This window comes from Citrobacter pasteurii (assembly GCF_019047765.1).
GTDB classification, from domain to species: domain Bacteria; phylum Pseudomonadota; class Gammaproteobacteria; order Enterobacterales; family Enterobacteriaceae; genus Citrobacter; species Citrobacter pasteurii.
The window spans coordinates 494,667-517,474 of record NZ_CP077262.1 but is presented as its reverse complement, the minus strand read 5'-3'; the positions used below and the strand labels follow the sequence as shown (position 1 = coordinate 517,474).

The window sequence follows — 22,808 nt, the reverse complement described above, 5'->3', positions numbered from 1 at the left end:
ACCCTGGCGCAATACAGAAAAAAGGATCAGGATCGCATTGCAATCCATAACTACGACCAATAAAATCCGAGTAAATAAATCGTAGTCACCAGTGAGATAAAACCAATGCAAAAACAAATTCTGATCGTGGGCGCCGGTTTTGCCGGTATGTGGGCAGCATTGAGCGCCGCACGCCTGGCGGATAAATACCAGCAAACCATTGATATTACGGTGATTGCGCCTCAGCCAGAGCTGCGTGTACGCCCGCGTTTTTATGAAAGCGCGGTCCACACGCTGGTCGCCCCGCTGCAACCGTTATTCGACGCCACCGGCGTTAACTTCCTGCAAGGTCACGTCGAGCAGATCCTCCCGGCCTCTAAAGAAGTCAGTTGGAAAGATGCCAACGGTGATATTCATCTACGCCGCTACGACCGCCTGGTACTCGCCAGCGGCAGTCACGTAAACCGCGACGCCGTTGCCGGTGCTGCAGAACACGCCTTCGACCTCGACCAGCTCGAAAGTGCCGCCGTACTGGAACAACACATTAAGGATCTGGCGCAGCAGCCAGAGAGCGAGGCTCGTAATACCGTGGTAGTCTGCGGCGGCGGCTTTACCGGGATTGAGATGGCGCTGGAATTACCGGGCCGTCTGCGCGAGATTTTGGGTGCCAATGCTAAGACCAGAGTTGTCGTAGTTGAACGCGGTGCACAGCCGGGCGCACGCTGGAGTCAGGAGCTGCGGGATGTCATCGCACAGGCATCAGCCGAACTGGGCGTTGAATGGCGGGTGAATACGGAAGTAGAGTGCGTGGATGCGTCCGGCGTAACGCTGAAAAATGGGCAGACCATCGCCTCACAGACCATTATCTGGACGGTTGGCGTGCAGGCAAACGGGCTAACGGCGCAAATTGACGCACCGCACGATCGTCAGGGCCGCCTGCATGTGGACGCAAACCTTCAGGTCATCGGCCATGATGATATCTATGCCACCGGCGATGTGGCTTACGCCGCCACCGATGACAAAGGTAATCACGCGCTAATGACCTGCCAGCACGCTATTTTACTGGGCAAATTTGCCGGTAACAACGCCGCCGCCAGCTTGCTGAACGTTGCGCCATTGCCGTATCGTCAGGAAAACTACGTCACCTGTCTGGATCTTGGCGCATGGGGCGCGGTATATAGCGAAGGATGGGATCAGCAGGTGAAACTGACGCGTGAAGAAGCGAAAAAGCTGAAGGTGTCGATTGTCAGCGAGCTGATTTACCCGCCGAAAGCAGACCGTGCGGTAGCATTTGAGATTGCCGACCCTTATGCTCCGTTTGTTTAACCCGTGATGCCGGATGGCGGCTAACGCCTTATCCGGCCTACTAACGGCGCCGAACTGTAGGCCCGATAAGCGTAGCGCCATCGGGCACTATAGCTGACCATCTGGCCTATGCCGTTCCCGCATAAATATCGAACCGATGCCCTTTTGTAACTACTGCGTTCGGCGTGGCGACCTCCGCCAGCGGCGGCGCGTAGTCCGGGCGCTTCACTACCACACGTTTAGTCGCCAGCTGACGTGCTGGTGCCAACAAACCATCGGCATCTAAGTCTGGCCCCACCAACGACTGAAACACGCGCATCTCTTTTTTCACCAGCGCGCTTTTCTGCTTATGTGGGAACATCGGGTCGAGATACACCACCTGCGGGCGTGGCGTGATATCGGTTAACGCCGTCAGGCTTGAGGCGTGAATCAACTGCAAACGCTCCTGCAACCACGGGCCGATTTCCGGATCTGCATAACCACGGGCCAGGCCATCGTCGAGCAGCGCCGCCACCACCGGATTACGTTCCAGCATCCGTACATGGCAGCCAACGGAGGCCAGCACAAACGCATCGCGCCCCAGTCCTGCGGTAGCATCTACCACGTCTGGCAGATAATCGCCTTTAATGCCGACAGCCTTCGCCACCGCTTCGCCGCGACCACCGCCAAACTTGCGCCGGTGGGCCATCGCACCGCCAACGAAATCGACGAAGATACCGCCGAGCTTAGGTTCATCGCGTTTGCGCAGTTCCAGATGCTCCGCTGTCATCACCAACGCCATCAGGTTGTCTTCATCGTGCTCCAGTCCCCAGCGGGCGGCAAGAACAGATAAGGCGCCGTCTCCGGCGCCTGTTTCATCAAGTAAGCAGATTTTCACGCGAATAATCAGCCTTTAATCCCGTAATGCTCCAGCATCGCATCCAGTTGCGGCTCGCGGCCACGGAAGCGTTTGAACAGCGTCATTGGCTCCTCAGAACCCCCACGAGTCAGGATGCTATCCAGGAACGACTGTCCGGTTTCGCGGTTAAAAATCCCCTCTTCTTCAAAACGAGAGAACGCGTCCGCCGCCAGGACATCAGCCCACAGATAGCTGTAGTAACCCGCTGCGTAGCCGCCCGCAAAAATATGGCTGAAAGCGTGTGGGAAGCGACCCCATGTTGGGCCAGGCACCACAGCAACCTGCTTTTTAATCTCTGCCAGGGTTTCAAGGATTTTCGCCCCCTGCTGCGGGTTAAATTCCGCGTGCAGACGGAAATCAAACAGGCCGAATTCCAGCTGACGCAGAATAAACAGCGCCGCCTGGTAGTTTTTCGCCGCCAGCATTTTATCCAGCAATTCTTTCGGCAGCGGTTCACCGGTTTCATAGTGACCGGAGATAAACGCCAGCGCTTGTGGCTCCCAGCACCAGTTCTCCATAAACTGGCTCGGCAGTTCGACCGCATCCCATGGCACACCGTTGATACCGGAAACACCGGCGGTTTCGATACGGGTCAGCATGTGGTGCAGACCATGACCGAACTCGTGGAACAGGGTGATCACTTCATCGTGGGTAAACAGCGCCGGTTTACCGTTCACCGGACGGTTGAAGTTACAGGTCAGATAAGCGACCGGTTTTTGCAACGTACCGTCGGTTTTACGCATCTGGCCGACACAGTCGTCCATCCACGCTCCGCCACGTTTGTGTTCCCGCGCGTACAGATCCAGATAGAAGCTGCCGCGCAGCTCGTTGTTTTCGTCATACAGCTCGAAGAAGCGAACTTCCGGGTGCCAGACGTCAACATCGGCGCGCTCTTTGGCGGTGATGCCGTAAATACGTTTCACCACTTCAAACAGGCCATTAACGGCTTTGTTTTCCGGGAAATAGGGGCGCAGCTGCTCGTCGCTGATGCTGTAGAGGTGCTGTTTTTGTTTCTCGCTGTACCAGGCGATATCCCACGGCTGCAGCTCATCGACGCCAAATTCCGCTTTCGCGAAGGCGCGCAACTGGGCCAGCTCTTTCTCACCCTGTGGACGGGCGCGTTTCGCCAGATCGGTCAGGAAGTCGAGGACCTGCTGCGGATTTTCCGCCATTTTGGTGGCCAGCGATTTAAAGGCGTAGCTTTCAAAGCCCAGCAGCTGTGCCAGTTCGTGACGCAGCGCGAGGATCTCTTCCATTATCGGGCTGTTATCCCATTTACCTGCGTTTGGCCCCTGGTCAGACGCGCGGGTGGAGTAAGCGCGGTACATCTCTTCGCGCAGCCCCTGGTTATCACAGTAGGTCATCACCGGCAGGTAGCTTGGGATATCCAGCGTTAACAGATAGCCTTCCTGCTCTTTGGCTTCCGCCTGAGCCTTCGCCGCAGCCAGCGCGCTTTCCGGCATACCTGCCAGTTCGGCTTCGTCGGTGACTAACTTCGTCCAGCCCATCGTGGCATCAAGGACGTTATTGCTGTACAAGTTGCCGAGCTCAGACAGGCGGGTGGCAATTTCACCATAGCGCTGCTGTTTTTCCTTCGGCAGGCCAATACCAGAAAGCTCAAAATCGCGCAGCGCGTTATCAACCGCTTTTTTCTGTGCGGTGTTCAGGGTGGCGTAATGATCGCCATCGCGCAGGTCGCGGTAGGCTTTGTACAGCCCCTCATGTTGCCCAACCCAGGTGCTGTATTCAGACAACAGCGGCAGCGTTTGTTCGTAGGCTTCGCGCAGCTCCGGGCTGTTTTTCACCGAATTCAGGTGACTGACCGGAGAGAAAATACGTCCCAGGACATCGTCCACTTCCGCCAACTGCTGGCAGAGATTTTCCCAGGTATACGGCGCGCCCTGCGCAACCACGCGTTCAACGTTTTCGCGGCAATCGTTTAGCGCCTTAGTCACAGCGGGCACGACATGCTCAGGCTGAATTTTAGAAAACGGTGGCAGTTCGAAGGGAGTCAGCAATGGATTGGTCATTAGCGCGGTCCTGTTGAAAAGAGTGAATGAAGCGCGTATCCGGCGCTGTACATATTATTTGTAGAATGGGGTTAAGTGTAGAGGATTTCAATGCTAACCGTGACGGAAAGACGCCCGGTGGTGCTGCGCTTACCGGGCCTACGGGTAATCTGTGCCAATCTGCTGTAAACTGTGGCAAATCGTCATTTCAGCGGAATTTCATTACCCATGCTCAGTTATCGCCACAGTTATCACGCAGGCAACCACGCCGACGTCCTGAAACACACCGTCCAGAGCCTGATCATCGAGTCGCTCAAAGAGAAAGAAAAACCGTTTCTCTATCTGGATACCCATGCTGGCGCTGGCCGTTATCAGCTGAGCAGTGAGCATGCCGAACGTACCGGTGAATATCTGGAAGGGATCGCCCGTATCTGGCAACAGGACGATTTGCCAGCCGAACTGGAACCCTACATTGGCGTGGTGCAGCACTTCAACCGCAGCGGTCAGCTGCGCTACTACCCGGGTTCTCCGCTGATTGCCCGCCAGTTGTTGCGTGAGCAGGACAGCCTGCAATTGACAGAACTGCACCCGAGCGACTTTCCTCTGCTGCGCGGCGAATTCCAGAAAGATGAGCGCGCGCGCGTGGCCAAAGCCGATGGTTATCAGCAGTTAAAAGCGAAATTACCGCCGGTTTCCCGTCGCGGGCTGATCCTTATCGATCCACCCTACGAAATCAAAAGCGACTACCAGGCGGTGGTCACCGGTATTAACGAAGGCTACAAGCGTTTCGCGACCGGCACCTATGCGCTGTGGTATCCGGTGGTTCTGCGCCAGCAAATCAAACGTATGATTCATGATCTGGAAGACACCGGCATTCGCCGCATCCTGCAAATTGAGCTGGCGGTTCGCCCGGACAGCGATCAGCGTGGTATGACGGCTTCCGGCATGATTGTGATTAACCCGCCGTGGAAGCTGGAACAGCAGATGAACAACGTCCTGCCGTGGCTACACAGCAAACTGGTTCCGGCAGGAACCGGGCACACCTCCGTCAGCTGGATCGTGCCGGAGTAATCGCAGCCATCGGTGGAACCTTTTAAATTCAGGTATACAATCGCGAATATTTTGGCGGATGGCATAACGCTTCTCCGCCCTACAATGAACATGAAGGAGCGGTCATGACCAAGCACTATGATTACATCGCTATCGGCGGCGGCAGCGGCGGTATTGCTTCCATTAACCGTGCGGCAATGTACGGCCAGAAATGCGCACTGATTGAAGCCAAAGCGTTAGGCGGCACTTGCGTCAACGTTGGCTGCGTACCGAAGAAAGTGATGTGGCATGCCGCGCAGATCCGCGAAGCTATTCATATGTATGGCCCGGATTATGGTTTCGACACCACTATCAATAAGTTTGATTGGGATAAACTGATCGCCAGCCGTACCGCCTATATCGATCGCATCCATACCTCTTATGATAACGTGTTAGGTAAAAATAACGTCGATGTCATTAAAGGCTTTGCCCGCTTCGTTGATGCTAAAACCATTGAAGTGAACGGTGAAACAATCACTGCCGATCATATTTTAATTGCGACCGGCGGCCGCCCAAGCCATCCGAATATTCCGGGTGTGGAATACGGCATCGACTCCGACGGTTTCTTTGAGCTGCCCGCGCTGCCGAAACGCGTGGCGGTCGTCGGCGCTGGCTACATCGCCGTTGAACTGGCTGGCGTGATTAACGGTCTGGGCGCGCAAACACATCTCTTTGTGCGTAAACACGCGCCGCTGCGCAGCTTTGATCCGATGATTGTCGAAACCCTGGTTGAAGTGATGAACACTGAAGGCCCGACCCTGCATACTCACGCGATTCCAAAAGCCGTGGTTAAAAATGCAGACGGCAGCCTGACTCTGCAACTGGAAGATGGTCGTAGCGAAACGGTAGATTGCCTGATTTGGGCGATCGGTCGTGAACCGGCAACCGACAACTTCAATCTGGCTGCAACAGGTGTGAAAACCAACGAAAAAGGCTACATCGTCGTGGATAAATACCAGAACACCAGCGTTCCGGGGATTTATGCCGTCGGCGATAATACCGGTGCCGTTGAACTGACGCCGGTTGCGGTTGCCGCAGGCCGTCGTCTGTCCGAACGTCTGTTTAATAACAAGCCGGACGAGCATCTGGACTACAGCAACATTCCAACCGTGGTCTTCAGCCATCCGCCAATTGGTACTGTAGGGTTAACCGAGCAGCAGGCACGCGAACAGCACGGCGATGACCAGATAAAAGTGTATAAATCATCGTTTACCGCGATGTATACCGCCGTTACCTCTCACCGCCAACCGTGCCGCATGAAGCTGGTCTGCGTTGGGCCAGAAGAGAAGATTGTCGGTATTCACGGCATCGGCTTTGGCATGGACGAAATGCTGCAAGGCTTCGCGGTGGCACTGAAAATGGGCGCCACCAAGAAAGACTTCGATAACACCGTTGCCATTCACCCGACGGCGGCAGAAGAGTTCGTGACCATGCGTTAATCGCACTTCATGAGTGTTAAAGGGCAAAGAGGGGTTAGCTCTTTGCCCTTAGTTACGTTTCCGCTATCAGTTCAAAAGTTGCAGCAGATAGCGGATCAGCTCCAGCAACGCGATTAACGCTCCCAGAACGATGATTGCTTTATCAATCACCCGTTTTCTCCATCAGATGGAGTGAGAATGCACCCGCTTACTCATCCATTGCCTGTCACGGGGCATGCTCCATTGTTAGATGATAACTATCTCACCCCGGCCAGAGCATCGGCCAACGGCACCACCCGTTTCGCCGATCAGGACTTAGAAAGCGTTTAGCGCGCGTCCGGAAGGGATAAGTTACAGAGCCAACTGGATAAGTATACAGTTCTTTTAATCGTAACTGCCAGCGCATTCTTGCAATAGTACCGTTAAGGTAATAGGATTGAAGCGTTAGATGATAACTATCTCACTCCGGCCAGAGCCACCAACTCGGGCTGAAGCGTAAAAAAACCGACGTGAAGTCGGTTTTTTTACGTCCGAATCAGGACCAGGGCAAAGTCTATTTACCCTGCATATACGGCGTATACACCCCATTCAGACTCTCAAGGAATGCCACAATATCGTCGATATCTTCCTGCGGCAGTTCCTTACCGACCTGATAACGCAGCATCAGTTTTACCGCGCCATCGAGCGTCGGTACATCGCCACGATGGAAATAAGGTGCAGTTAGCGCAACGTTACGCAGACCAGGCACTTTCTGACGCAGCTTGTCACGTAATTCATTCGTAACGTTCATCCGGCCAATATCTGCCGCAGTGACTTCACCAAAATTAAAGTCCTTTTTCAGCCCCAGGGGCTCAAATGAGCGTCCGCCTAAAATAATACCACCATGACAGGTCGCACACTTATTATCCTTAAACAGCTGATAACCCTTTTTTTGCTGGGCAGTTAACGCCGTTTCATCACCACGTAGCCATTTATCAAACGGCGAATTTGGCGTAATCAGCGTTTTTTCAAACTCAGCAATCGCATCAGTAATATTGTCACCACTAAATCCCTGCGGATAAACCGCGATAAATTGTTGCTTCAGAAGCGGATCTTTATCCAGTTTCTGGATAATTTCATCCCAGGATTTCGATGCCATTTCAATGGGATTTAACGGCGGGCCCCCCGCCTGAGCTTGCAACGTCGGCGCACGCCCATCCCAGAATTGCTCCACATTAAACACCGAGTTAAATACCGTCGGCGCATTAATAGGACCGACAGCGCCCCCCACGCCGATTGACGTTTTTCTGCCATCCACGCCGCCCGCATTCAGGGCATGGCAATGCGCACAAGAAATCGTGCTATCACCGGAAATCCGTGGGTCATGATAGAGCGAGAAACCGAGCGCCACTTTACGGGCATCTGTCGGGATACTTTCCGGTATCGGTTGAACCGGTTCATTGCGATGTTGAGCTGCCGTATCACTGCTGGCGTAGTACTGCTCACGTTGTTTTGCTACCCAGCCAAGAATCTCTTGGCGTTCAGCATCACTAATCTTACCGGCCCAGTGCAGCGCGGTATAACGCGTCGGCGGCATAGTATCGTACTGCATCACCCATTCAATTTTATTCAGATCGCTTTGCGAAACGGGTTTATCCGCGACCAGTGCCGCACGTACGGCTTCAAGATTGAAGGATTTATATCCCAGTTGAATATCGTAATTCATCAACTGTTTAGCGACAGGAAAAGAAGAATAGAAAGGTAATTCCGCTGAAGGGGTATGACAATAATCGCATCCTTTTTCGCGTAAAAACCCTAATACTTTATTATTTTCTTCCAGCGTAGAAGCCTGGACATCAGCTTGTTTACTACGTTGATTATCGTGATACCACACATAACCGGATAATCCAAAATAACAAATCACGATGCCTGCTATAGCCATCGCGGTAAGACGGGTAATGATTTTCATTATTTTACCCTCACCGTTGTGAGTTATTGTGACCCAGAAAATTAGAATAATTAATGCACCGTCTTTGTCAGACCTGACCATCATAGGAAATGGGGGGATTACTTTTTTGATAAGTATCAATCAATTACATGGGCGGGAACTATCGATAGAATAGCCTGCGCCTATTATAAGAATGAGCCGTTACCTGGTTCTATTCACACCTCGTTGCAATCGAATGTTCTGAAAATGAAATAGTTTTAGATTGTGAATAATTATAAATTTCTCATTGTTATCATTGGGATAGTTTTATTTCTTTATTATTGGAAAGCATAAAAACGTGATCGACCGCACGCTTTACTCACCCGGCATCGAAGCGAATGTCTACGCTTAACAGACAACCAGGCAATAGCCTTAGCATTTCAACAGTTACCGGAGGTCTTTCTCATTATGCTCAACCAGAAACTACCCCACGCCCCTTCAGAAGAACTGACGATCGACGTCGATCTACTTTATGAAATGGATCCGTGCGAGTTAAAGCTGGATGAAATGATTGAGGCGGAGCCTGAACCGGAAATGATTGAGGGACTTCCCGCCTCGGACGCGTTAACCCCCGCCGATCGTTACCTTGAGCTTTTTGAACACGTCCAGTCATCAAAACTGTTTGCTGATAGCAAAACCTTTCCAGACTGCGCACCCAAAATGGACCCGCTGGATATTTTGATTCGCTATCGCAAGGTTAAACGCCACCGGGACTTTGACCTGCAACGCTTTGTCGAGAACCATTTCTGGCTGCCGGAAACCCCCACCAGCGAATATGTTTCCGACCCTGAAAGCTCGCTGAAAGAGCATATTGATCAACTGTGGCCCGTGCTGACTCGCGAGCCGCAGGATCATATTCCCTGGTCTTCGCTGCTGGCGCTACCGCAGTCATACATCGTGCCAGGCGGACGCTTTAGCGAAACCTACTATTGGGATTCCTACTTCACCATGCTGGGTCTTGCGGAGAGTGGCCGGGAAGACTTACTGAAATGTATGGCAGATAACTTTGCCTGGATGATCGAAAACTATGGTCACATCCCGAACGGCAACCGCACCTACTATCTGAGCCGCTCCCAGCCACCGGTCTTCGCGCTAATGGTCGAACTGTTTGAAGAGGATGGCGTACGCGGTGCGCGTCGTTATCTTGAACATCTCAAAATGGAGTACACGTTTTGGATGGATGGCGCCGACTCGCTGGTGCTTAATCAGGCGTACCGCCACGTGATCAGAATGCCGGACGGTTCTCTGCTCAACCGCTATTGGGACGATCGTGATACCCCGCGCGATGAGTCCTGGCTTGAAGACGTAGAAACGGCTAAGCATTCAGGCCGACCACCTAATGAGGTTTATCGGGATCTGCGTGCAGGTGCGGCCTCCGGTTGGGATTATTCATCACGTTGGTTGCGCGATGCCGGTCGCCTCGCCAGTATCCGCACCACCCAGTTCATCCCGATTGACCTGAACGCGTTCCTCTACAAGCTGGAAAGTACGATTGCGAACATTTCTGCATTAAAGGGAGAGCGAGATACCGAAGCGTTGTTTCGCCAGAAAGCCAGCGACCGCCGTGCCGCCGTGAACCGCTATTTGTGGGACGACGAAAATGGCTGCTATCGCGATTACGACTGGCGACGTGAGCAAATGGCCCTCTTCTCTGCCGCCAGCATCGTTCCGCTGTATGTCGGCATGGCGACCCACGAACAAGCTGACCGACTCGCCAACACGGTACGCAGTCGCTTACTCACGCCAGGCGGCATTTTAGCAACCGAGTATGAAACCGGTGAACAGTGGGATAAACCCAACGGCTGGGCACCGCTGCAATGGATGGCGATTCAGGGATTTAAACTGTATGGCGATGACCATCTCGGCGATGAGATAGCCCGTAACTGGCTGAAAACGGTTAATATTTTTTATCAGGAACACCACAAGCTAATCGAAAAATACCATATCGCTGACGGCACGCCGCGCGAAGGCGGCGGTGGGGAATATCCGTTGCAGGACGGCTTTGGCTGGACGAATGGCGTGGTGCGCCGATTAATCGGTTTGTACGGTGAACCGTAAATGTCTGACGGCCTGATGCCACGAAATGCATCGGGCCGTTAGTTAATGGCATCGTACAGCGCGGTGTGGATTTTCTGCCATTTCTTGTTCTCTGCATTTGGATCTGCACGCACACGCAGTTGGGCCTGTTCCACATCATACAGCTGACGAGCAACGACCTCCGGTGTCGAGCAGAAACTTTGTAGGTAGCTTTTATGCAGTGACGTCAGTGATGCACCATTCGACATGGCATGACTGATCGTAGTCATAAACTGCTGGCAGGGTTTAGCCTCATCCATCTGTGAGGGATACCGCAGCAGCAGCTTCAGAACTGCGGTGTTCCCTGCGGAAAATGCCTGCTCCGTCCACGCCAGCTTCCAGTCCATCCCCCCTTGCAGGAACAGTGACGTGACGCGGGTATCGTTGCGATCGATAGCCGCTCGCATATTAAAGGTATCCCATGTAATGCCCATTCGGGTCACCGAGTCTCGCGCGGAAGGCGCATCACGCCGCGGCTCTTCCTGCACTATCTCAACAGTTTGCCCTGAAGATGCTTGCGGTGCAGGTGCATTAAATAGCCAGAAAGCGCCCAGCGAGATCGCCAGAACCATGACACCGACAGCCACCCACAGCATGCCGGAAATCAGCTGTTCACGCTCTTCGGCCGTGCGCTGCGCTCGCTTTTCAGGAGGATCGATACTGTCGGCAATTTCCTTTTTATCGCCTCCAGCCTGCTCGTCTTTTTGCCTTGCCGTTTCCCAGAATTGACGAACCGTCGGCTCATCAGATTCCAGATACGATGCAGGATTGATGCGCGTTCGGCGCTCTTCAAACGCCCGCTGCACAGAATGCGTAATTTGTTGGTACTGGTAATTTAACAGCATCAGCTGTACTGACGTCAGCGGTTGCTGAGCAATGACAGCGTTTCGCGCCAGTCGGCAATCATCCAGAAACATTCGCAGCGTTAAGCGCGGTTCGACAAACAGCATCAACACTGACGTATCATTAAAAATCTGCGTAAAGTGGCGAACAAATAGCTTCTTATCGACCACCATCAACGCCAGTTCGCTAAACAACATGCCGTCCAGCGCATCACGCCCTTCGCCCAGCTTTAACCAGCGACGCAAGCGTTCGGCGCCAAAGTGCTGCTTCAGGAAACTGTTTAGCGGATGCTGATCTGGCCATACCCGGGCGACGAGGGCTTTGAGCGTTAACTCTATTGCGCGAAGCTGACGCTGCGCCCGCATCTGCGCATCCGGCCCCCCGATTTCGATATCGGTTTGATAGTTCAGGAGCGGCTGTTGCTGGCGTAATTGCTCCAGTGCTGCCACAAAACGCAGCGCGGAAATCAGCTGGTTTTCACTGACATCCTGACCGCTTTCATACTGAGGCACGCTCTGTTGAAGATGGCGTAAACGCAACGTGAACTGGCTGAGTTGTGCATCATTCATCTGCAAGCGTCTGGCGACAGCCCCCCAACCGCCCAGGTTCAGTCGGGCCTGATCGAGTTGCTCCAGAAACCAACGCGGATCTTTGCCTTCTGCCACATGTACGCCTAACAGAAGCAAAATTTCCACCGACGCCTGACGGATGATCCCCAAACAGTGTTCAAATGGCGCACATGTCGCCTGTAACGCGCTATTGGTCATTATCTTCCCTAAAAGAGCCCAGAAAGGTGCAGCCTCACGATGTATTTCGTTATCTTTTTATAAACGTGGCACAGCGCAGAATTGTGCCGCTGTAGACCAGAATACATTCATATAACAAATAAATGCGTTTTACAGTGACAACGGCAAAATCATTGAAATTTATTCTGGAGATAAACCCGTGTCTGTGTGGAAAACAGCGCGACAATCCCCAATGACGAAGGGTGACTGGCTATGTCTGGTAAGACGCAGCAACGTATCGGGAAAAGTGCCTGAGATGACAGGATGTTCAGCCGGTTAAAACGTGAATGCCGCCCCTTAAGTCGTAAGACGTTTATGGCCAAAAATGGCCATATGGCAACTACGTCTGTTGATAATTATCTTTATACTGTTTTTCTTTTAAGAGAAATCATTATGCCGCATTGCGCCGCTCATTTTACCTCCGCCGGTATTGGATTTATCAAGCAATGGCAGGGCCTGTCGCTGGAAAAGTATCAGGATAAAAATGGTGTATGGGTCATTGGCTACGGGCATGAAATTACACCCGATGAAACCTTTGTTACCCCCATTTCAATGGCGCAGGCAGAATCTCTGCTGCTCACGGATCTGGATATCTGCAAAGCATTAATACGCACAAATAAACCTCAGCTTAACGACCCGTTTCAACAAGAAGTCTTTATTGCGTGGATGTTAAGTGTTGGGATAACGCGCTTTTGTCACGCAGAAATGTGGTCGGTTAATATTTCACAGCCAGATAGCGTCTGACCGTGAAATAAATATCAATTATAGAAATTCATTTAACATCATTGCCGCCTGAGTACGGTTTTTAACTTCCAGGCGCTGATAAAGTGACTCAAGGTGGGCTTTTACCGTTCCGGTACTGATATTTAACAGCCGACCAATTTGTTTATTTGACTCACCAGCCGCCAGCATGGTCAGGATCTCTCGCTGGCGGGCGCTTAATGTTTTTATATTTTGCCTGCTGCTATCGTTTGTCGCTAAGTGATCCCTGGGAAGAAACATCATGCCCATCGCAACGCTGTTAAGCGCCAGAATAAAGGTTTCTGCATCAGAGTCACGTGGTACAATGGCCAGCACGTTTAATTGCATCACATCCTGCAGCCATTTCTTACTGCAATCAGTGGCTGAGATCAGCACCTTCACCGTTGAAAAAGAGTGTGCAATCTGTTGCAACAAGCTGCAGCAAAACTCACCGTCGAGATCACCGTCCAGCATAAGTAGCGCATCCGGGGTGTTTTCCAGTTTTTGCCAAAGGTCATCTGCCTGACTGACACCCTGAACATTCACTCCTGGAATTCGTTGCTGCAAACTTACATTCATTCCATGAATAAATATTGACTGCCTGTCAAACATTATTACCTGCATTATTAACTCTCCGTCTAAAAAAATAGTAGTCTTGAGACGCGAAAGGGTATTCTTCATAAGGAAAAATAAGAACTCACCATTTGGCAGGGGTCATTCTACCGATAAGCAAAGAATAGAAAAGCAAGAGTTATGAATAGTTACAGCTCAAGAAAAAGGATTACACAAAGCGGGCAGAACAGGATAGATTTCTGAGACATTCCTCATTTATCGAGGGTCAGAATTCCTTATTAATATTATTTTTCAGAGAATACATTTTTAGCTTAAAATAAGACATCCTGAACAAATAATAAATATGTTACAAATTACAATATAGCATTAAGTGCTTATTCAACAGCTACCGCAGTCTATTGAATAAGCACGTTGCCGCATTACAGGAACATCCCGCCAGATACCTCAATACGCTGTGCAGTCATCCAGGCGAGTTCATCGCTGAGCAACGCGGCGATGGCATCACCGATGTCATCCGGTAGCCCGACGCGTCCCAGCGCCGTTTGCGAGGCAATATACGCATTCAGTTGCGCGTTATCACGCACATTCCCACCGCCGAAATCAGTTTCAATCGCGCCCGGCGCAATAATATTCGCCGTAATACCGCGTTCCCCCAACTCTTTAGCCTGATACCGGGTAAGCACTTCCATCGCCCCTTTCATGGCGGCATAGGCGCTGTAGCCCGGTAGGGCAAAACGCGCCAGACCGGTCGAGACATTGAGGATCCTTCCCCCTTTGTTCATCAGCGGAAGAAGACTCTGCGTCAGGAAAAATGGCCCCTTAAACTGGATGCTCAGCAGTTGGTCAAATTGCGCTTCGGTGAATGCAGAGTACGGCGCAGTAATGCCGATTCCGGCGTTGTTCAATAAATAATCAAACCCTTCGTTTTGCCACTGCGTCTTTAAGGTTTGCTTCATCTGTTCAACGAAGGATGGGAAAGTTGAAATATCTCCGACATTTAACGGTAATGCCGCTGCTTTTCCACCAGATTGCCGAATTTCATCCACAACCTGCTGCGCCTCTTTTTCATTACTGTTCCACGTCAGGACGATACCCATTCCTTTGTTCGCCAGCTTAAGTGCCGCGTTTTTACCGAGCCCACGACCGCCACCGGTCACTAATGCGATACGTTGCGTCATAAGAAACCTCATTTCAGGTGTTGTGATGATTGAGACAAAGCTTATTAGGTGGTAGAAGAACAATAAATATCGCTAATTGCGCATTACTGTTTCATTCAGAACAACAATAGGGCATGGAAATGGATAAAATTCACGCAATGCAGTTGTTCATCCGCGTCGCAGAACTGGAGAGTTTTTCGCGTGCGGCAGACACCCTTGGACTTCCTAAAGGTAGCGTATCGCGCCAAATTCAGGCCCTGGAAAATCACCTGGGCACGCAGCTTCTGCACCGCACCACCCGGCGCGTTCAGCTGACGCAGGACGGCATGATCTATTACGAGCGTGCAAAAGATCTGTTGAGCAATCTGGATGAACTGGATGGGTTATTCCATCACGATCCAGCCAGTATCAGCGGTAAGCTGCGCGTCGATATGCCGGTTGGCGTGGCGAGAAATCTGGTCATGCCCCGCCTGCCCGCCTTTTTGCATCAATATCCCGGGCTGGAGCTCGAACTCAGCAGCAGTGACCGCCTGGTAGACTTAATTCGTGAGGGTTTCGACTGCGTTGTCCGCGTTGGCACGCTGAAAGATTCAGGCCTGATTGCGCGTCCGCTGGGAAAACTCACGCAGATCAACTGCGCCAGCCCGCAGTATCTCGCCAGATTTGGGTATCCAGAAAGCCTGGAGGATTTAGCCTCGCACGCGGTGGTGCACTATTCGGTCAATTTGGGAACGCGTGCGCAAGGCTTCGAAGTGGCAACAGACAGCGGCGCTAAATGGGTCAAAACCGGCGGCATGCTGACGGTGAACAGCACCGAAACCTATCATGCCGCATGCCTTGCCGGGCTGGGCATTATTCAGGTACCACGCGTCGGGGTGCGTGAAGCCCTTCGCGCCGGTACGCTGGTTGAAGTGTTGCCGCAATATCGGGCCGAACCCATGCCCGTTTCTTTGCTCTATCCACATCGCCGTAACCTTTCCCGCCGGGTACATCTGTTCATGGAATGGTTGACCGGTGTGATGAAAGACTATGTGGATTAGCCCATTTTTCGGGAAGTGGGTGTGAGCGGCTATAATGTCATGAGTAAACAAAATAAGGACTACCGATCGGATGACGCAGGAACACGACGCAAAGCACCCTACGCCTGAACAACAGCAAACCACCACAACGCCGGTGAAAAACGCCACAGCGAACCAGGCGCTGAAAACGGCCATAACCTTCGCAGATAAAATTCAACGTCAACCTGTTATCGCCCACCTGATCCGCGCAGCAGAGCGTTTTAATGACCGAATGGGGAATCAGTTTGGCGCAGCCATCACGTATTTCTCGTTCCTGTCGATGATCCCTATCCTGATGGTGTCGTTTGCGGCGGCCGGTTTTATTCTCGCCTCACACCCCACGTTATTACAGGATATCTTCAGCAAAATATTGCTCAACGTTAGCGATCCGACGCTGGCCTCGACGCTGAAAAACACCATCAATACTGCCGTTCAGCAACGTACCACCGTGGGTCTGGTGGGACTTGGCATCGCCCTCTACTCTGGTATTAACTGGATGGGAAACCTGCGTGAAGCTATTCGTGCACAGTCGCGGGACGTCTGGGAACGCACACCGCAGGATCAGGAAAAAATATGGGTTAAATACCTGCGTGATTTTGTCTCATTGATTGGATTACTGATTGCGCTGATCGTTACGCTGTCGATTACCTCCATTGCCGGTTCTGCCCAGCAAATGATCATCTCGGCACTGTATCTCGACGGTATTGAATGGCTGAAACCCGCGTGGCGATTGATTGGCCTGACGATCTCCATTTTCGCCAACTATTTGCTGTTCTTCTGGATTTTCTGGCGTCTGCCGCGCCATCGTCCACGCAAGAGAGCGTTGATTCGTGGCACATTTATCGCCGCGCTGGGCTTTGAAGCGATCAAAATGATTATGACGTATACGCTGCCATCGTTGGTGCAATCACCGTCGGGCGCAGCATTTGGCTCTGTACTTGGGCTGATGGCATTTTTCTACTTCTTCGCCCGTCTGACCTTGTTCTGCGCAGCCTGGATTGCCACCGCTGAATACAAAGATGACCCGCGCATGCCGGGGAAAACGCAATAGCCACCGCCGGATGAGTTGTGAATTGCCGGATGGCGACGCATGCGTCTTATCCGGCCTACGGGTGAGTTTTGTAGGCCGGATAAGCGCAGCGCCATCCGGCAATTATAATGCCGCCTGCTTTCACCGATTTAGTGAATAAATCCAACCTGTAACTTTTATTTAACCCAAAACCAGTTTTATCATCCAGGTTTTAAATTATGTGAAGCATTTCATAGAAGTGAAAACGCCAGCATAAAAATTATCCCCTTTTTGACTTTATTTTGACCAGACTCAGCGTTTGTTACAGATTGAAATGTCTCTTTTGCTGTGCGTAATATGACCTTTCGTTCGACCCAAAATAAGAAAATATTATGCAAGCAACCGCCACAACACTCGATAACGAACAGGAACACGCCCCGGTCAATTCGCGCAATAAAGTCGTCGTCGCTTCACTCATCGGCACTGCCATTGAGTTCTTCGACTTCTATATTTACGCGACCGCGGCGGTGATCGTGTTCCCCCACATCTTCTTCCCGCAGGGTGACCCCGCGGCGGCAACGTTACAGTCGCTGGCTACCTTTGCTATCGCCTTCGTGGCTCGCCCGATCGGCTCCGCCGTATTCGGCCATTTCGGCGATCGTGTTGGACGTAAAGTCACGCTGGTTGCTTCACTGCTTACCATGGGGATTTCAACGGTCGTCATCGGTCTGCTACCGGGTTATGAAACCATCGGCATTTTCGCCCCGTTGCTGCTGGCGCTGGCGCGTTTTGGCCAGGGTTTAGGCCTGGGAGGTGAGTGGGGCGGTGCTGCACTGCTGGCGACGGAAAACGCGCCACCGCGTAAACGCGCGCTGTACGGTTCATTCCCGCAGTTGGGTGCGCCTATCGGTTTCTTCTTCGCTAACGGCACGTTCCTGCTGCTCTCCTGGCTGTTGACCGATGAGCAATTTATGAGCTGGGGATGGCGCGTACCTTTCATCTTCTCTGCCGTACTGGTCATTATCGGTCTGTACGTCCGTGTTTCGCTCCACGAATCGCCGGTATTTGCCAAAGTCGCCGCAGCGAAAAAGCAGGTAAAAATCCCGCTGGGCACTCTGCTGACAAAGCATGTTCGCGTAACCATCCTCGGCACGTTCATCATGCTGGCGACCTATACGCTGTTCTATATTATGACCGTCTACTCGATGACGTTCAGTACCGCCGCAGCGCCTGTGGGTCTTGGCTTACCGCGTAATGACGTATTGTGGATGCTGATGATGGCGGTGATTGGCTTCGGCGTGATGGTACCGGTGGCAGGTCTGCTGGCCGATGCGTTTGGTCGTCGCAAAAGCATGCTCATCATCACCACGCTTATCATTTTGTTTGCACTGTTTGCCTTTAAGCCGTTGCTGGGTTCCGGTAACCCGGTGCTGGTGTTCGCTTTCCTGTTGTTGGGATTGAGCCTGATGGGGCTGACATTCGGCCCGATGGGGGCACTGCTGCCGGAGTTGTTCCCGACCGAAGTTCGCTACACGGGCGCATCATTCTCGTATAACGTCTCGTCGATTCTCGGTGCCTCTGTTGCCCCTTATATTGCCGCATGGCTGCAGGGGAACTACGGTCTGGCGGCGGTAGGAACCTATCTGGCATCAATGGCAGCGTTAACCCTGGTCGCCCTGCTGTTAACCCATGAGACACGGCATCAATCGCTGTAATTTGATTGCCTGATGGCGCTATGCTTATCAGGCCTACAGACTGCAATCCCCCGTAGGCCGGATAAGGTGTTTACACCGCATCCGGCGCTCTCATCACTTCTTCATCTGCGACAGGATCGTCCGGCACTGATTCGCATCCCCCTCTGACGGAGAAATTAGCGCCAGCAGCGCCGCCGCTGGCGTAACCAGCGTTGCCAGCGCGGCAGCCACCGCACCGCGTGCAATCAACGGCCCAGCTTTTACCCCGGCCTGTGGGTTCTTAAATGTCCCGCGAACATACAGCGGTGAACGCAGGGTAATAATACGAATACCCTTGCTCTCCGGGTCGATGGTTAAATCCAGTTGCTCCGATGCAAAGCTTGCCGTACCGGTGACATTGATGACCGCGTTTTCGGTGTCGAAAGCAAAAATTTGTGGACGCGCAACCCCGTTAACAATATCCAGATTCGCTGCCGCGCAGTTTACCCGCACCTCATCATCACCAAATATCTGTCCGACGATATAGTTGCCCAGATTCAGCCCAACGATCTCCATCAGATTGCGACTGACCAATCCATCATTCATCAACAACTTCAGGTTACCGTTGCTGTTACCCAGCAGCGCAGCCACTGAATTTCCGCTACCGCTCAACCTGGCGTCACCGTTCATCTCACCGAGCGTTTTCTGCATCAGCGCCACATCCGGCATCAGCGCTTTTAGCTTCAGGCGGCGAGCCTGAATGTCCGCCTGCCCCCGCATCGGCTTTTTGTCCCCTTCCAGGTGGATGCTGGAGACAATGCTGCCCCCCGCGAGGCCAAATTTCAGCGGCTGTAGGCGCAGGTCGGCATTTTTCAGGATGATATGAGTGGAGAGATCGCTAATCGGCAGACTACTGCCGTGTTCGATACGCCGCCCTTTGAAACGTACGTCGGCGTCCATCACGTTCCATTTGTCGGTTTCAAATCGGTCATACGGCAAGACCTTGTCCGCTGGCTGGACGTTCTTCTCGCCTTTACGCTGCTCAGCGCGTTTTACCCGCTCCGCCCCTTTGCCTGAATCCACACCGATCAGCGGCCCCAAATCTGCCAGCCTCAGTTGGCGCGACTCAACGTCCCCCTTCAGCATGGGTCGCGGTTTACCGGTGGTATAGGTCAACGTTCCGTGAATATCGCTGTCGCCAATGCGGCCATTGAAATCGCGATAATCAAAAACAGAGGATTTTTCCGGATCAATTTTCGCAATCAGACGCCCGTCAGTTTCAAACGGTGGTGTATCCGGGAGCAGCACGCCGGTCAAATCATACAAATCCCCTAGCGAATCTCCCGAGAATTTCAGCCGCAGATCCGCCCCACCCATATTCATCGGATCGTTTATCGTGCCCATAAACGCCACGCGCGTATTGCCCGAACGGAAATCAGCCTGAATCGGGAAAGGGGTTCCTTCGCCGCGCAGCGCCAGCATTCCGCCAATTTTTCCACTGCCGCTTAGCGGTTCGCCGTTATATCGCCCTTGCGCTTTCAGACCAAACACATAGTCCTCGACGCGAACGTTGCTCTCTTTATCTTTTACGCCAGTCACTTCGCTGAAGGACAACGGCTTACCCAGCGGTAAGACCAGGATCTCAAGCTCCGACTTCGTCACCTTATCGTTAATGGCGATGCGTCCCTGGTCAAACAGAATGTTATCCAGCCTGAAAGACCACGCGGGTGGCGGCGCATTGGGATCGCGGTTTTCATCCCCGGCGAAGTTAAAGGTCCAGTTGTTGTTTTCCTCCGACAGCCGAATGAGCCGCGCATCGGGTTTCACCATCTTGACCCACGGGAGCCAGACGGTTTTTGTCAGCAGCGCCAACGGGGCAAGCGTCGCTTCAACACGCGGGAGATGCACCATGGTAACGTCGGGAATATCTGGCGGGTTGCCGAGGATAATATCTTCAGCATGAACATGCGGCCACGGAACCCAACTGCGCCAGCCGGTTTCCTGCTTCTGGCGTTCCCAGACGACGCCCAGATCACCGCGTATGGCGAATGGACGGTTGAGTTCAGTAGAGACTTTCTGGTTGATGGTCGGTTTGAGCCGGTTCCAGTCAAATGTCGCAATCACAATGATGAGCACGACGATCAGCAACAAGAAAAACCCTACTGTAGATATAGCTATTTTGCTTGTTTTTGTCATGTTTTCCTCCTGACTTCCTCCCTTGCCAGTCCTAAAGATAGTCCAGCAGGGCGAAAAGGAGGCACGCTACATCCGCATCAAAGCGACAGAATCACCTCTTCAAGGGTACTCAGCGGTACCGGACGAGAGAGGAAATAGCCCTGAGCAGCAAAAGCCGGTGAGTTTTGCACATCGCGCCACTCTTCCAGGGTTTCAACACCTTCGACAATCACGCCACGGCAATAGCGGTTCATAAGCTGGAGCAGCAAAGTGAAGAGGTTACGGCCTTCCGGCGTCTGACGCAGCATGACAAACAGATCCCGCGCCACTTTAATGTAGTCGTAGCTCACTTCGCTAAGGGCCGAGAAATTGGCCATCCCGGTACCAAAATCATCCAGCCAGAGCGGGCCGAACTCGCACATCGAGGCAAATGACGATCCCTTCGGTAAGCGGATATGCTCTACCAACTCAAAGCGTAACCAGGGCAGGCATTCAATGATTTTCAGGATCTCGGGGTCCTGGCGCATCGCAATGAGCGTCGGGCCATCGACATTGACGGAGGCCAGCAGATCGTGGGCTCTGAAAAAATCACTTTTCAGTTCAAGTTGTTCAAGCTGCTCTTTCACTACCTCAACGCGATGCCGAACAGCAACTTCAGCAAAATAACGGTCTGGCGCAATGCGTTGAGCAGGGTTATCAGGATGGCTCACGACGGTTAGCAGCTCGACGGCCATCAGCCGACCATTGGTCTGGTAAATGGGCTGATAAGTGTAAGCACGCTCGCACTGCAGCCAATAGCGTCGCTCCTGCAAGCATTCTATACTCGCATCTGGCGTAATTAGCTGCTGGGTGACCTGCTTTATCATCTGAGGTGTCCTGTAAATAAGAGTGTGACTGACCGGACTCGTCAAAGGTTATCGGCGCTCAGGCGCAGAACTTTACGTTCAGCAGTACGCAAAATAAAAACAGCGGCAAAAACGACACAGAACACGTTCTGGCTCAAAAAAATAATGGAACGTTGTTTTAATATAGTTGACCACTTAACACCCACAGCGCACACTAACGCTAATTTTTTCAGAGCAGGTTACGACTATGTCCAGGAAGATTGCCGTGATTGGCGAATGCATGATTGAGCTGTCACAGAAAGGCGCTGACGTTCAGCGCGGATTCGGTGGCGACACGTTGAATACATCCGTTTATATTGCCCGTCAGGTCGATTCTGCGGCCCTTTCCGTACATTACGTCACGGCGCTGGGCACTGACAGTTTCAGCCAGCAAATGCTGGAATCCTGGCAGGGAGAAAACGTCGATACGTCATTAACCCAGCGTATGGAAAACCGTCTGCCGGGTCTCTATTACATTGAGACTGACAGTACTGGCGAGCGCACCTTCTATTACTGGCGTAATGAAGCGGCGGCAAAATTCTGGCTGGAGAGCGAACAATCCGACGCCATTTGCAAAACACTGGCGACATTCGATTACCTGTACCTGAGCGGAATCAGCCTGGCGATTTTAAGCCCGGCCAGCCGTGACAAACTGCTGTCGCTGCTGCGCGAGTGTCGCGCCAACGGCGGCAAGGTCATTTTTGACAACAACTACCGCCCGCGTCTGTGGAGCAGCAAAGAAGAAACTCAGCAGGTGTATCAGCAGATGCTGGAGTGCACCAATATTGCGTTCCTGACGCTGGACGATGAAGACGCGCTGTGGGGTGAAAAACCCGTAGAGGACGTAATTGCCCGGACTCACGCAGCTGGCGTACAGGAAGTGGTTGTGAAGCGCGGCGCAGACTCTTGCCTGGTTTCCATCACTGGTGAAGAACTCATCGATGTCCCGGCCGTAAAACTGCCGAAAGAGAAGGTGATCGATACCACCGCTGCGGGAGACTCCTTCAGCGCAGGGTATCTGGCGGTACGTCTGACCGGCGGTGATGCCGTTGATGCCGCAAAACGCGGTCACCTGACAGCAAGCACCGTTATTCAGCATCGCGGAGCGATTATCCCACGCGACACCATGCCGCAATAACGTCGATTATCCGGTCTGCATACCGTAGGCCG

19 protein-coding genes are annotated in these 22,808 nt (G+C 52.5%); 10 read left to right on the top strand and 9 right to left on the bottom strand.

Features of this window, described 5'->3' with window-relative positions; genetic code table 11:
• Positions 1-105 precede the first annotated feature (105 nt).
• Positions 106-1,305 (top strand): NAD(P)/FAD-dependent oxidoreductase, encoded by a 1,200-nt coding sequence (locus I6L54_RS02505; RefSeq protein WP_040231662.1) that lies wholly within the window; start codon positions 106-108, stop codon positions 1,303-1,305.
• Positions 1,306-1,411: 106 nt separating this feature from the next.
• Here I6L54_RS02505 and rsmJ read toward each other — a convergent pair whose 3' ends face one another.
• Both rsmJ and prlC read right to left on the bottom strand, forming a co-directional pair.
• On the bottom strand, positions 1,412-2,161 hold the full coding sequence (gene rsmJ, locus I6L54_RS02500; protein WP_040231659.1) for a 16S rRNA (guanine(1516)-N(2))-methyltransferase RsmJ: 750 nt from the start codon (positions 2,159-2,161) through the stop codon (positions 1,412-1,414).
• 8 nt (positions 2,162-2,169) lie between these two features.
• Entirely contained in the window at positions 2,170-4,212 is a 2,043-nt protein-coding gene (prlC, locus tag I6L54_RS02495; RefSeq protein ID WP_052463757.1) for an oligopeptidase A, read from the bottom strand.
• 207 nt (positions 4,213-4,419) lie between these two features.
• Here prlC and I6L54_RS02490 point away from each other — a divergent pair, with 207 nt between their 5' ends.
• Positions 4,420-5,262 carry a 23S rRNA (adenine(2030)-N(6))-methyltransferase RlmJ gene (locus I6L54_RS02490; RefSeq protein ID WP_005122498.1) on the top strand — a complete coding sequence of 281 codons (843 nt, stop codon included), beginning with the start codon at positions 4,420-4,422 and terminating at the stop codon, positions 5,260-5,262.
• 104 nt (positions 5,263-5,366) lie between these two features.
• Entirely contained in the window at positions 5,367-6,719 is a 1,353-nt protein-coding gene (gene gorA, locus I6L54_RS02485; protein WP_040231656.1) for a glutathione-disulfide reductase, read from the top strand.
• A 66-nt stretch (positions 6,720-6,785) separates the two neighbouring features.
• Here gorA and dinQ read toward each other — a convergent pair whose 3' ends face one another.
• Entirely contained in the window at positions 6,786-6,869 is an 84-nt protein-coding gene (dinQ, locus tag I6L54_RS02480) for a damage-inducible type I toxin DinQ (protein WP_003837776.1), read from the bottom strand.
• A 27-nt stretch (positions 6,870-6,896) separates the two neighbouring features.
• Here dinQ and I6L54_RS24450 point away from each other — a divergent pair, with 27 nt between their 5' ends.
• Positions 6,897-7,028, top strand: a complete 132-nt coding sequence (locus I6L54_RS24450) for a hypothetical protein (protein WP_005122496.1) — start codon at positions 6,897-6,899, stop codon at positions 7,026-7,028.
• Positions 7,029-7,251: 223 nt separating this feature from the next.
• Here I6L54_RS24450 and I6L54_RS02475 read toward each other — a convergent pair whose 3' ends face one another.
• Positions 7,252-8,646 carry a cytochrome-c peroxidase gene (locus I6L54_RS02475; protein ID WP_040231653.1) on the bottom strand — a complete coding sequence of 465 codons (1,395 nt, stop codon included), beginning with the start codon at positions 8,644-8,646 and terminating at the stop codon, positions 7,252-7,254.
• A 426-nt stretch (positions 8,647-9,072) separates the two neighbouring features.
• Here I6L54_RS02475 and I6L54_RS02470 point away from each other — a divergent pair, with 426 nt between their 5' ends.
• On the top strand, positions 9,073-10,722 hold the full coding sequence (locus tag I6L54_RS02470) for an alpha,alpha-trehalase (RefSeq protein WP_005122490.1): 1,650 nt from the start codon (positions 9,073-9,075) through the stop codon (positions 10,720-10,722).
• Between the two features lie 38 nt (positions 10,723-10,760).
• Here the strand turns inward: I6L54_RS02470 and I6L54_RS02465 are convergent, their stop codons facing one another.
• Complete coding sequence (locus tag I6L54_RS02465) at positions 10,761-12,350, bottom strand: STY4199 family HEPN domain-containing protein (RefSeq protein WP_040231651.1); 1,590 nt, start codon at positions 12,348-12,350, stop codon at positions 10,761-10,763.
• A gap of 411 nt (positions 12,351-12,761) precedes the next feature.
• Between I6L54_RS02465 and I6L54_RS02460 the strand changes: the two genes are divergently transcribed.
• Positions 12,762-13,112: a glycoside hydrolase family protein gene (locus tag I6L54_RS02460; protein WP_040231649.1), complete on the top strand. Its 351-nt coding sequence runs from the start codon at positions 12,762-12,764 to the stop codon at positions 13,110-13,112.
• An 18-nt stretch (positions 13,113-13,130) separates the two neighbouring features.
• Here the strand turns inward: I6L54_RS02460 and I6L54_RS02455 are convergent, their stop codons facing one another.
• Positions 13,131-13,733: a helix-turn-helix transcriptional regulator gene (locus tag I6L54_RS02455; protein WP_005122485.1), complete on the bottom strand. Its 603-nt coding sequence runs from the start codon at positions 13,731-13,733 to the stop codon at positions 13,131-13,133.
• 368 nt (positions 13,734-14,101) lie between these two features.
• Complete coding sequence (locus tag I6L54_RS02450; protein ID WP_040231646.1) at positions 14,102-14,860, bottom strand: SDR family NAD(P)-dependent oxidoreductase; 759 nt, start codon at positions 14,858-14,860, stop codon at positions 14,102-14,104.
• 119 nt (positions 14,861-14,979) lie between these two features.
• Here I6L54_RS02450 and I6L54_RS02445 point away from each other — a divergent pair, with 119 nt between their 5' ends.
• The 3 genes from I6L54_RS02445 (at position 14,980) to I6L54_RS02435 (ending at position 18,621) form a co-directional block, all read left to right on the top strand.
• On the top strand, positions 14,980-15,879 hold the full coding sequence (locus tag I6L54_RS02445; RefSeq protein WP_005133858.1) for a LysR family transcriptional regulator: 900 nt from the start codon (positions 14,980-14,982) through the stop codon (positions 15,877-15,879).
• A 70-nt stretch (positions 15,880-15,949) separates the two neighbouring features.
• Positions 15,950-16,948 carry an inner membrane protein YhjD gene (yhjD, locus tag I6L54_RS02440; protein WP_040231645.1) on the top strand — a complete coding sequence of 333 codons (999 nt, stop codon included), beginning with the start codon at positions 15,950-15,952 and terminating at the stop codon, positions 16,946-16,948.
• 350 nt (positions 16,949-17,298) lie between these two features.
• Positions 17,299-18,621, top strand: coding sequence for an MFS transporter (locus I6L54_RS02435; RefSeq protein WP_040231644.1), 1,323 nt, complete (start codon positions 17,299-17,301; stop codon positions 18,619-18,621).
• Between the two features lie 93 nt (positions 18,622-18,714).
• On the opposite strand, the gene I6L54_RS02430 is transcribed toward I6L54_RS02435, so the two are convergent.
• A complete protein-coding gene (locus I6L54_RS02430; RefSeq protein ID WP_040231643.1) occupies positions 18,715-20,775 on the bottom strand; it encodes an AsmA family protein in 2,061 nt (686 codons plus the stop codon).
• 77 nt (positions 20,776-20,852) lie between these two features.
• Positions 20,853-21,620: a cyclic-guanylate-specific phosphodiesterase gene (gene pdeH / locus I6L54_RS02425; protein WP_005133851.1), complete on the bottom strand. Its 768-nt coding sequence runs from the start codon at positions 21,618-21,620 to the stop codon at positions 20,853-20,855.
• A gap of 226 nt (positions 21,621-21,846) precedes the next feature.
• Here pdeH and kdgK point away from each other — a divergent pair, with 226 nt between their 5' ends.
• Positions 21,847-22,776, top strand: coding sequence for a 2-dehydro-3-deoxygluconokinase (gene kdgK, locus I6L54_RS02420; protein WP_040231642.1), 930 nt, complete (start codon positions 21,847-21,849; stop codon positions 22,774-22,776).
• Positions 22,777-22,808 lie beyond the last annotated feature (32 nt).

What these genes read in the sequence shown, in the direction of transcription:
- I6L54_RS02505 (WP_040231662.1), top strand. Translation starts at nt 106, where the DNA reads ATGCAAAAACAAATTCTGATCGTGGGCGCCGGTTTTGCCGGTATGTGG.
- prlC (WP_052463757.1), bottom strand. Translation starts at nt 4,212, where the DNA reads ATGACCAATCCATTGCTGACTCCCTTCGAACTGCCACCGTTTTCTAAA.
- I6L54_RS02490 (WP_005122498.1), top strand. Translation starts at nt 4,420, where the DNA reads ATGCTCAGTTATCGCCACAGTTATCACGCAGGCAACCACGCCGACGTC.
- gorA (WP_040231656.1), top strand. Translation starts at nt 5,367, where the DNA reads ATGACCAAGCACTATGATTACATCGCTATCGGCGGCGGCAGCGGCGGT.
- I6L54_RS24450 (WP_005122496.1), top strand. Translation starts at nt 6,897, where the DNA reads ATGCACCCGCTTACTCATCCATTGCCTGTCACGGGGCATGCTCCATTG.
- I6L54_RS02475 (WP_040231653.1), bottom strand. Translation starts at nt 8,646, where the DNA reads ATGAAAATCATTACCCGTCTTACCGCGATGGCTATAGCAGGCATCGTG.
- I6L54_RS02470 (WP_005122490.1), top strand. Translation starts at nt 9,073, where the DNA reads ATGCTCAACCAGAAACTACCCCACGCCCCTTCAGAAGAACTGACGATC.
- I6L54_RS02465 (WP_040231651.1), bottom strand. Translation starts at nt 12,350, where the DNA reads ATGACCAATAGCGCGTTACAGGCGACATGTGCGCCATTTGAACACTGT.
- I6L54_RS02460 (WP_040231649.1), top strand. Translation starts at nt 12,762, where the DNA reads ATGCCGCATTGCGCCGCTCATTTTACCTCCGCCGGTATTGGATTTATC.
- I6L54_RS02455 (WP_005122485.1), bottom strand. Translation starts at nt 13,733, where the DNA reads ATGCAGGTAATAATGTTTGACAGGCAGTCAATATTTATTCATGGAATG.
- I6L54_RS02450 (WP_040231646.1), bottom strand. Translation starts at nt 14,860, where the DNA reads ATGACGCAACGTATCGCATTAGTGACCGGTGGCGGTCGTGGGCTCGGT.
- I6L54_RS02445 (WP_005133858.1), top strand. Translation starts at nt 14,980, where the DNA reads ATGGATAAAATTCACGCAATGCAGTTGTTCATCCGCGTCGCAGAACTG.
- yhjD (WP_040231645.1), top strand. Translation starts at nt 15,950, where the DNA reads ATGACGCAGGAACACGACGCAAAGCACCCTACGCCTGAACAACAGCAA.
- I6L54_RS02435 (WP_040231644.1), top strand. Translation starts at nt 17,299, where the DNA reads ATGCAAGCAACCGCCACAACACTCGATAACGAACAGGAACACGCCCCG.
- I6L54_RS02430 (WP_040231643.1), bottom strand. Translation starts at nt 20,775, where the DNA reads ATGACAAAAACAAGCAAAATAGCTATATCTACAGTAGGGTTTTTCTTG.
- pdeH (WP_005133851.1), bottom strand. Translation starts at nt 21,620, where the DNA reads ATGATAAAGCAGGTCACCCAGCAGCTAATTACGCCAGATGCGAGTATA.
- kdgK (WP_040231642.1), top strand. Translation starts at nt 21,847, where the DNA reads ATGTCCAGGAAGATTGCCGTGATTGGCGAATGCATGATTGAGCTGTCA.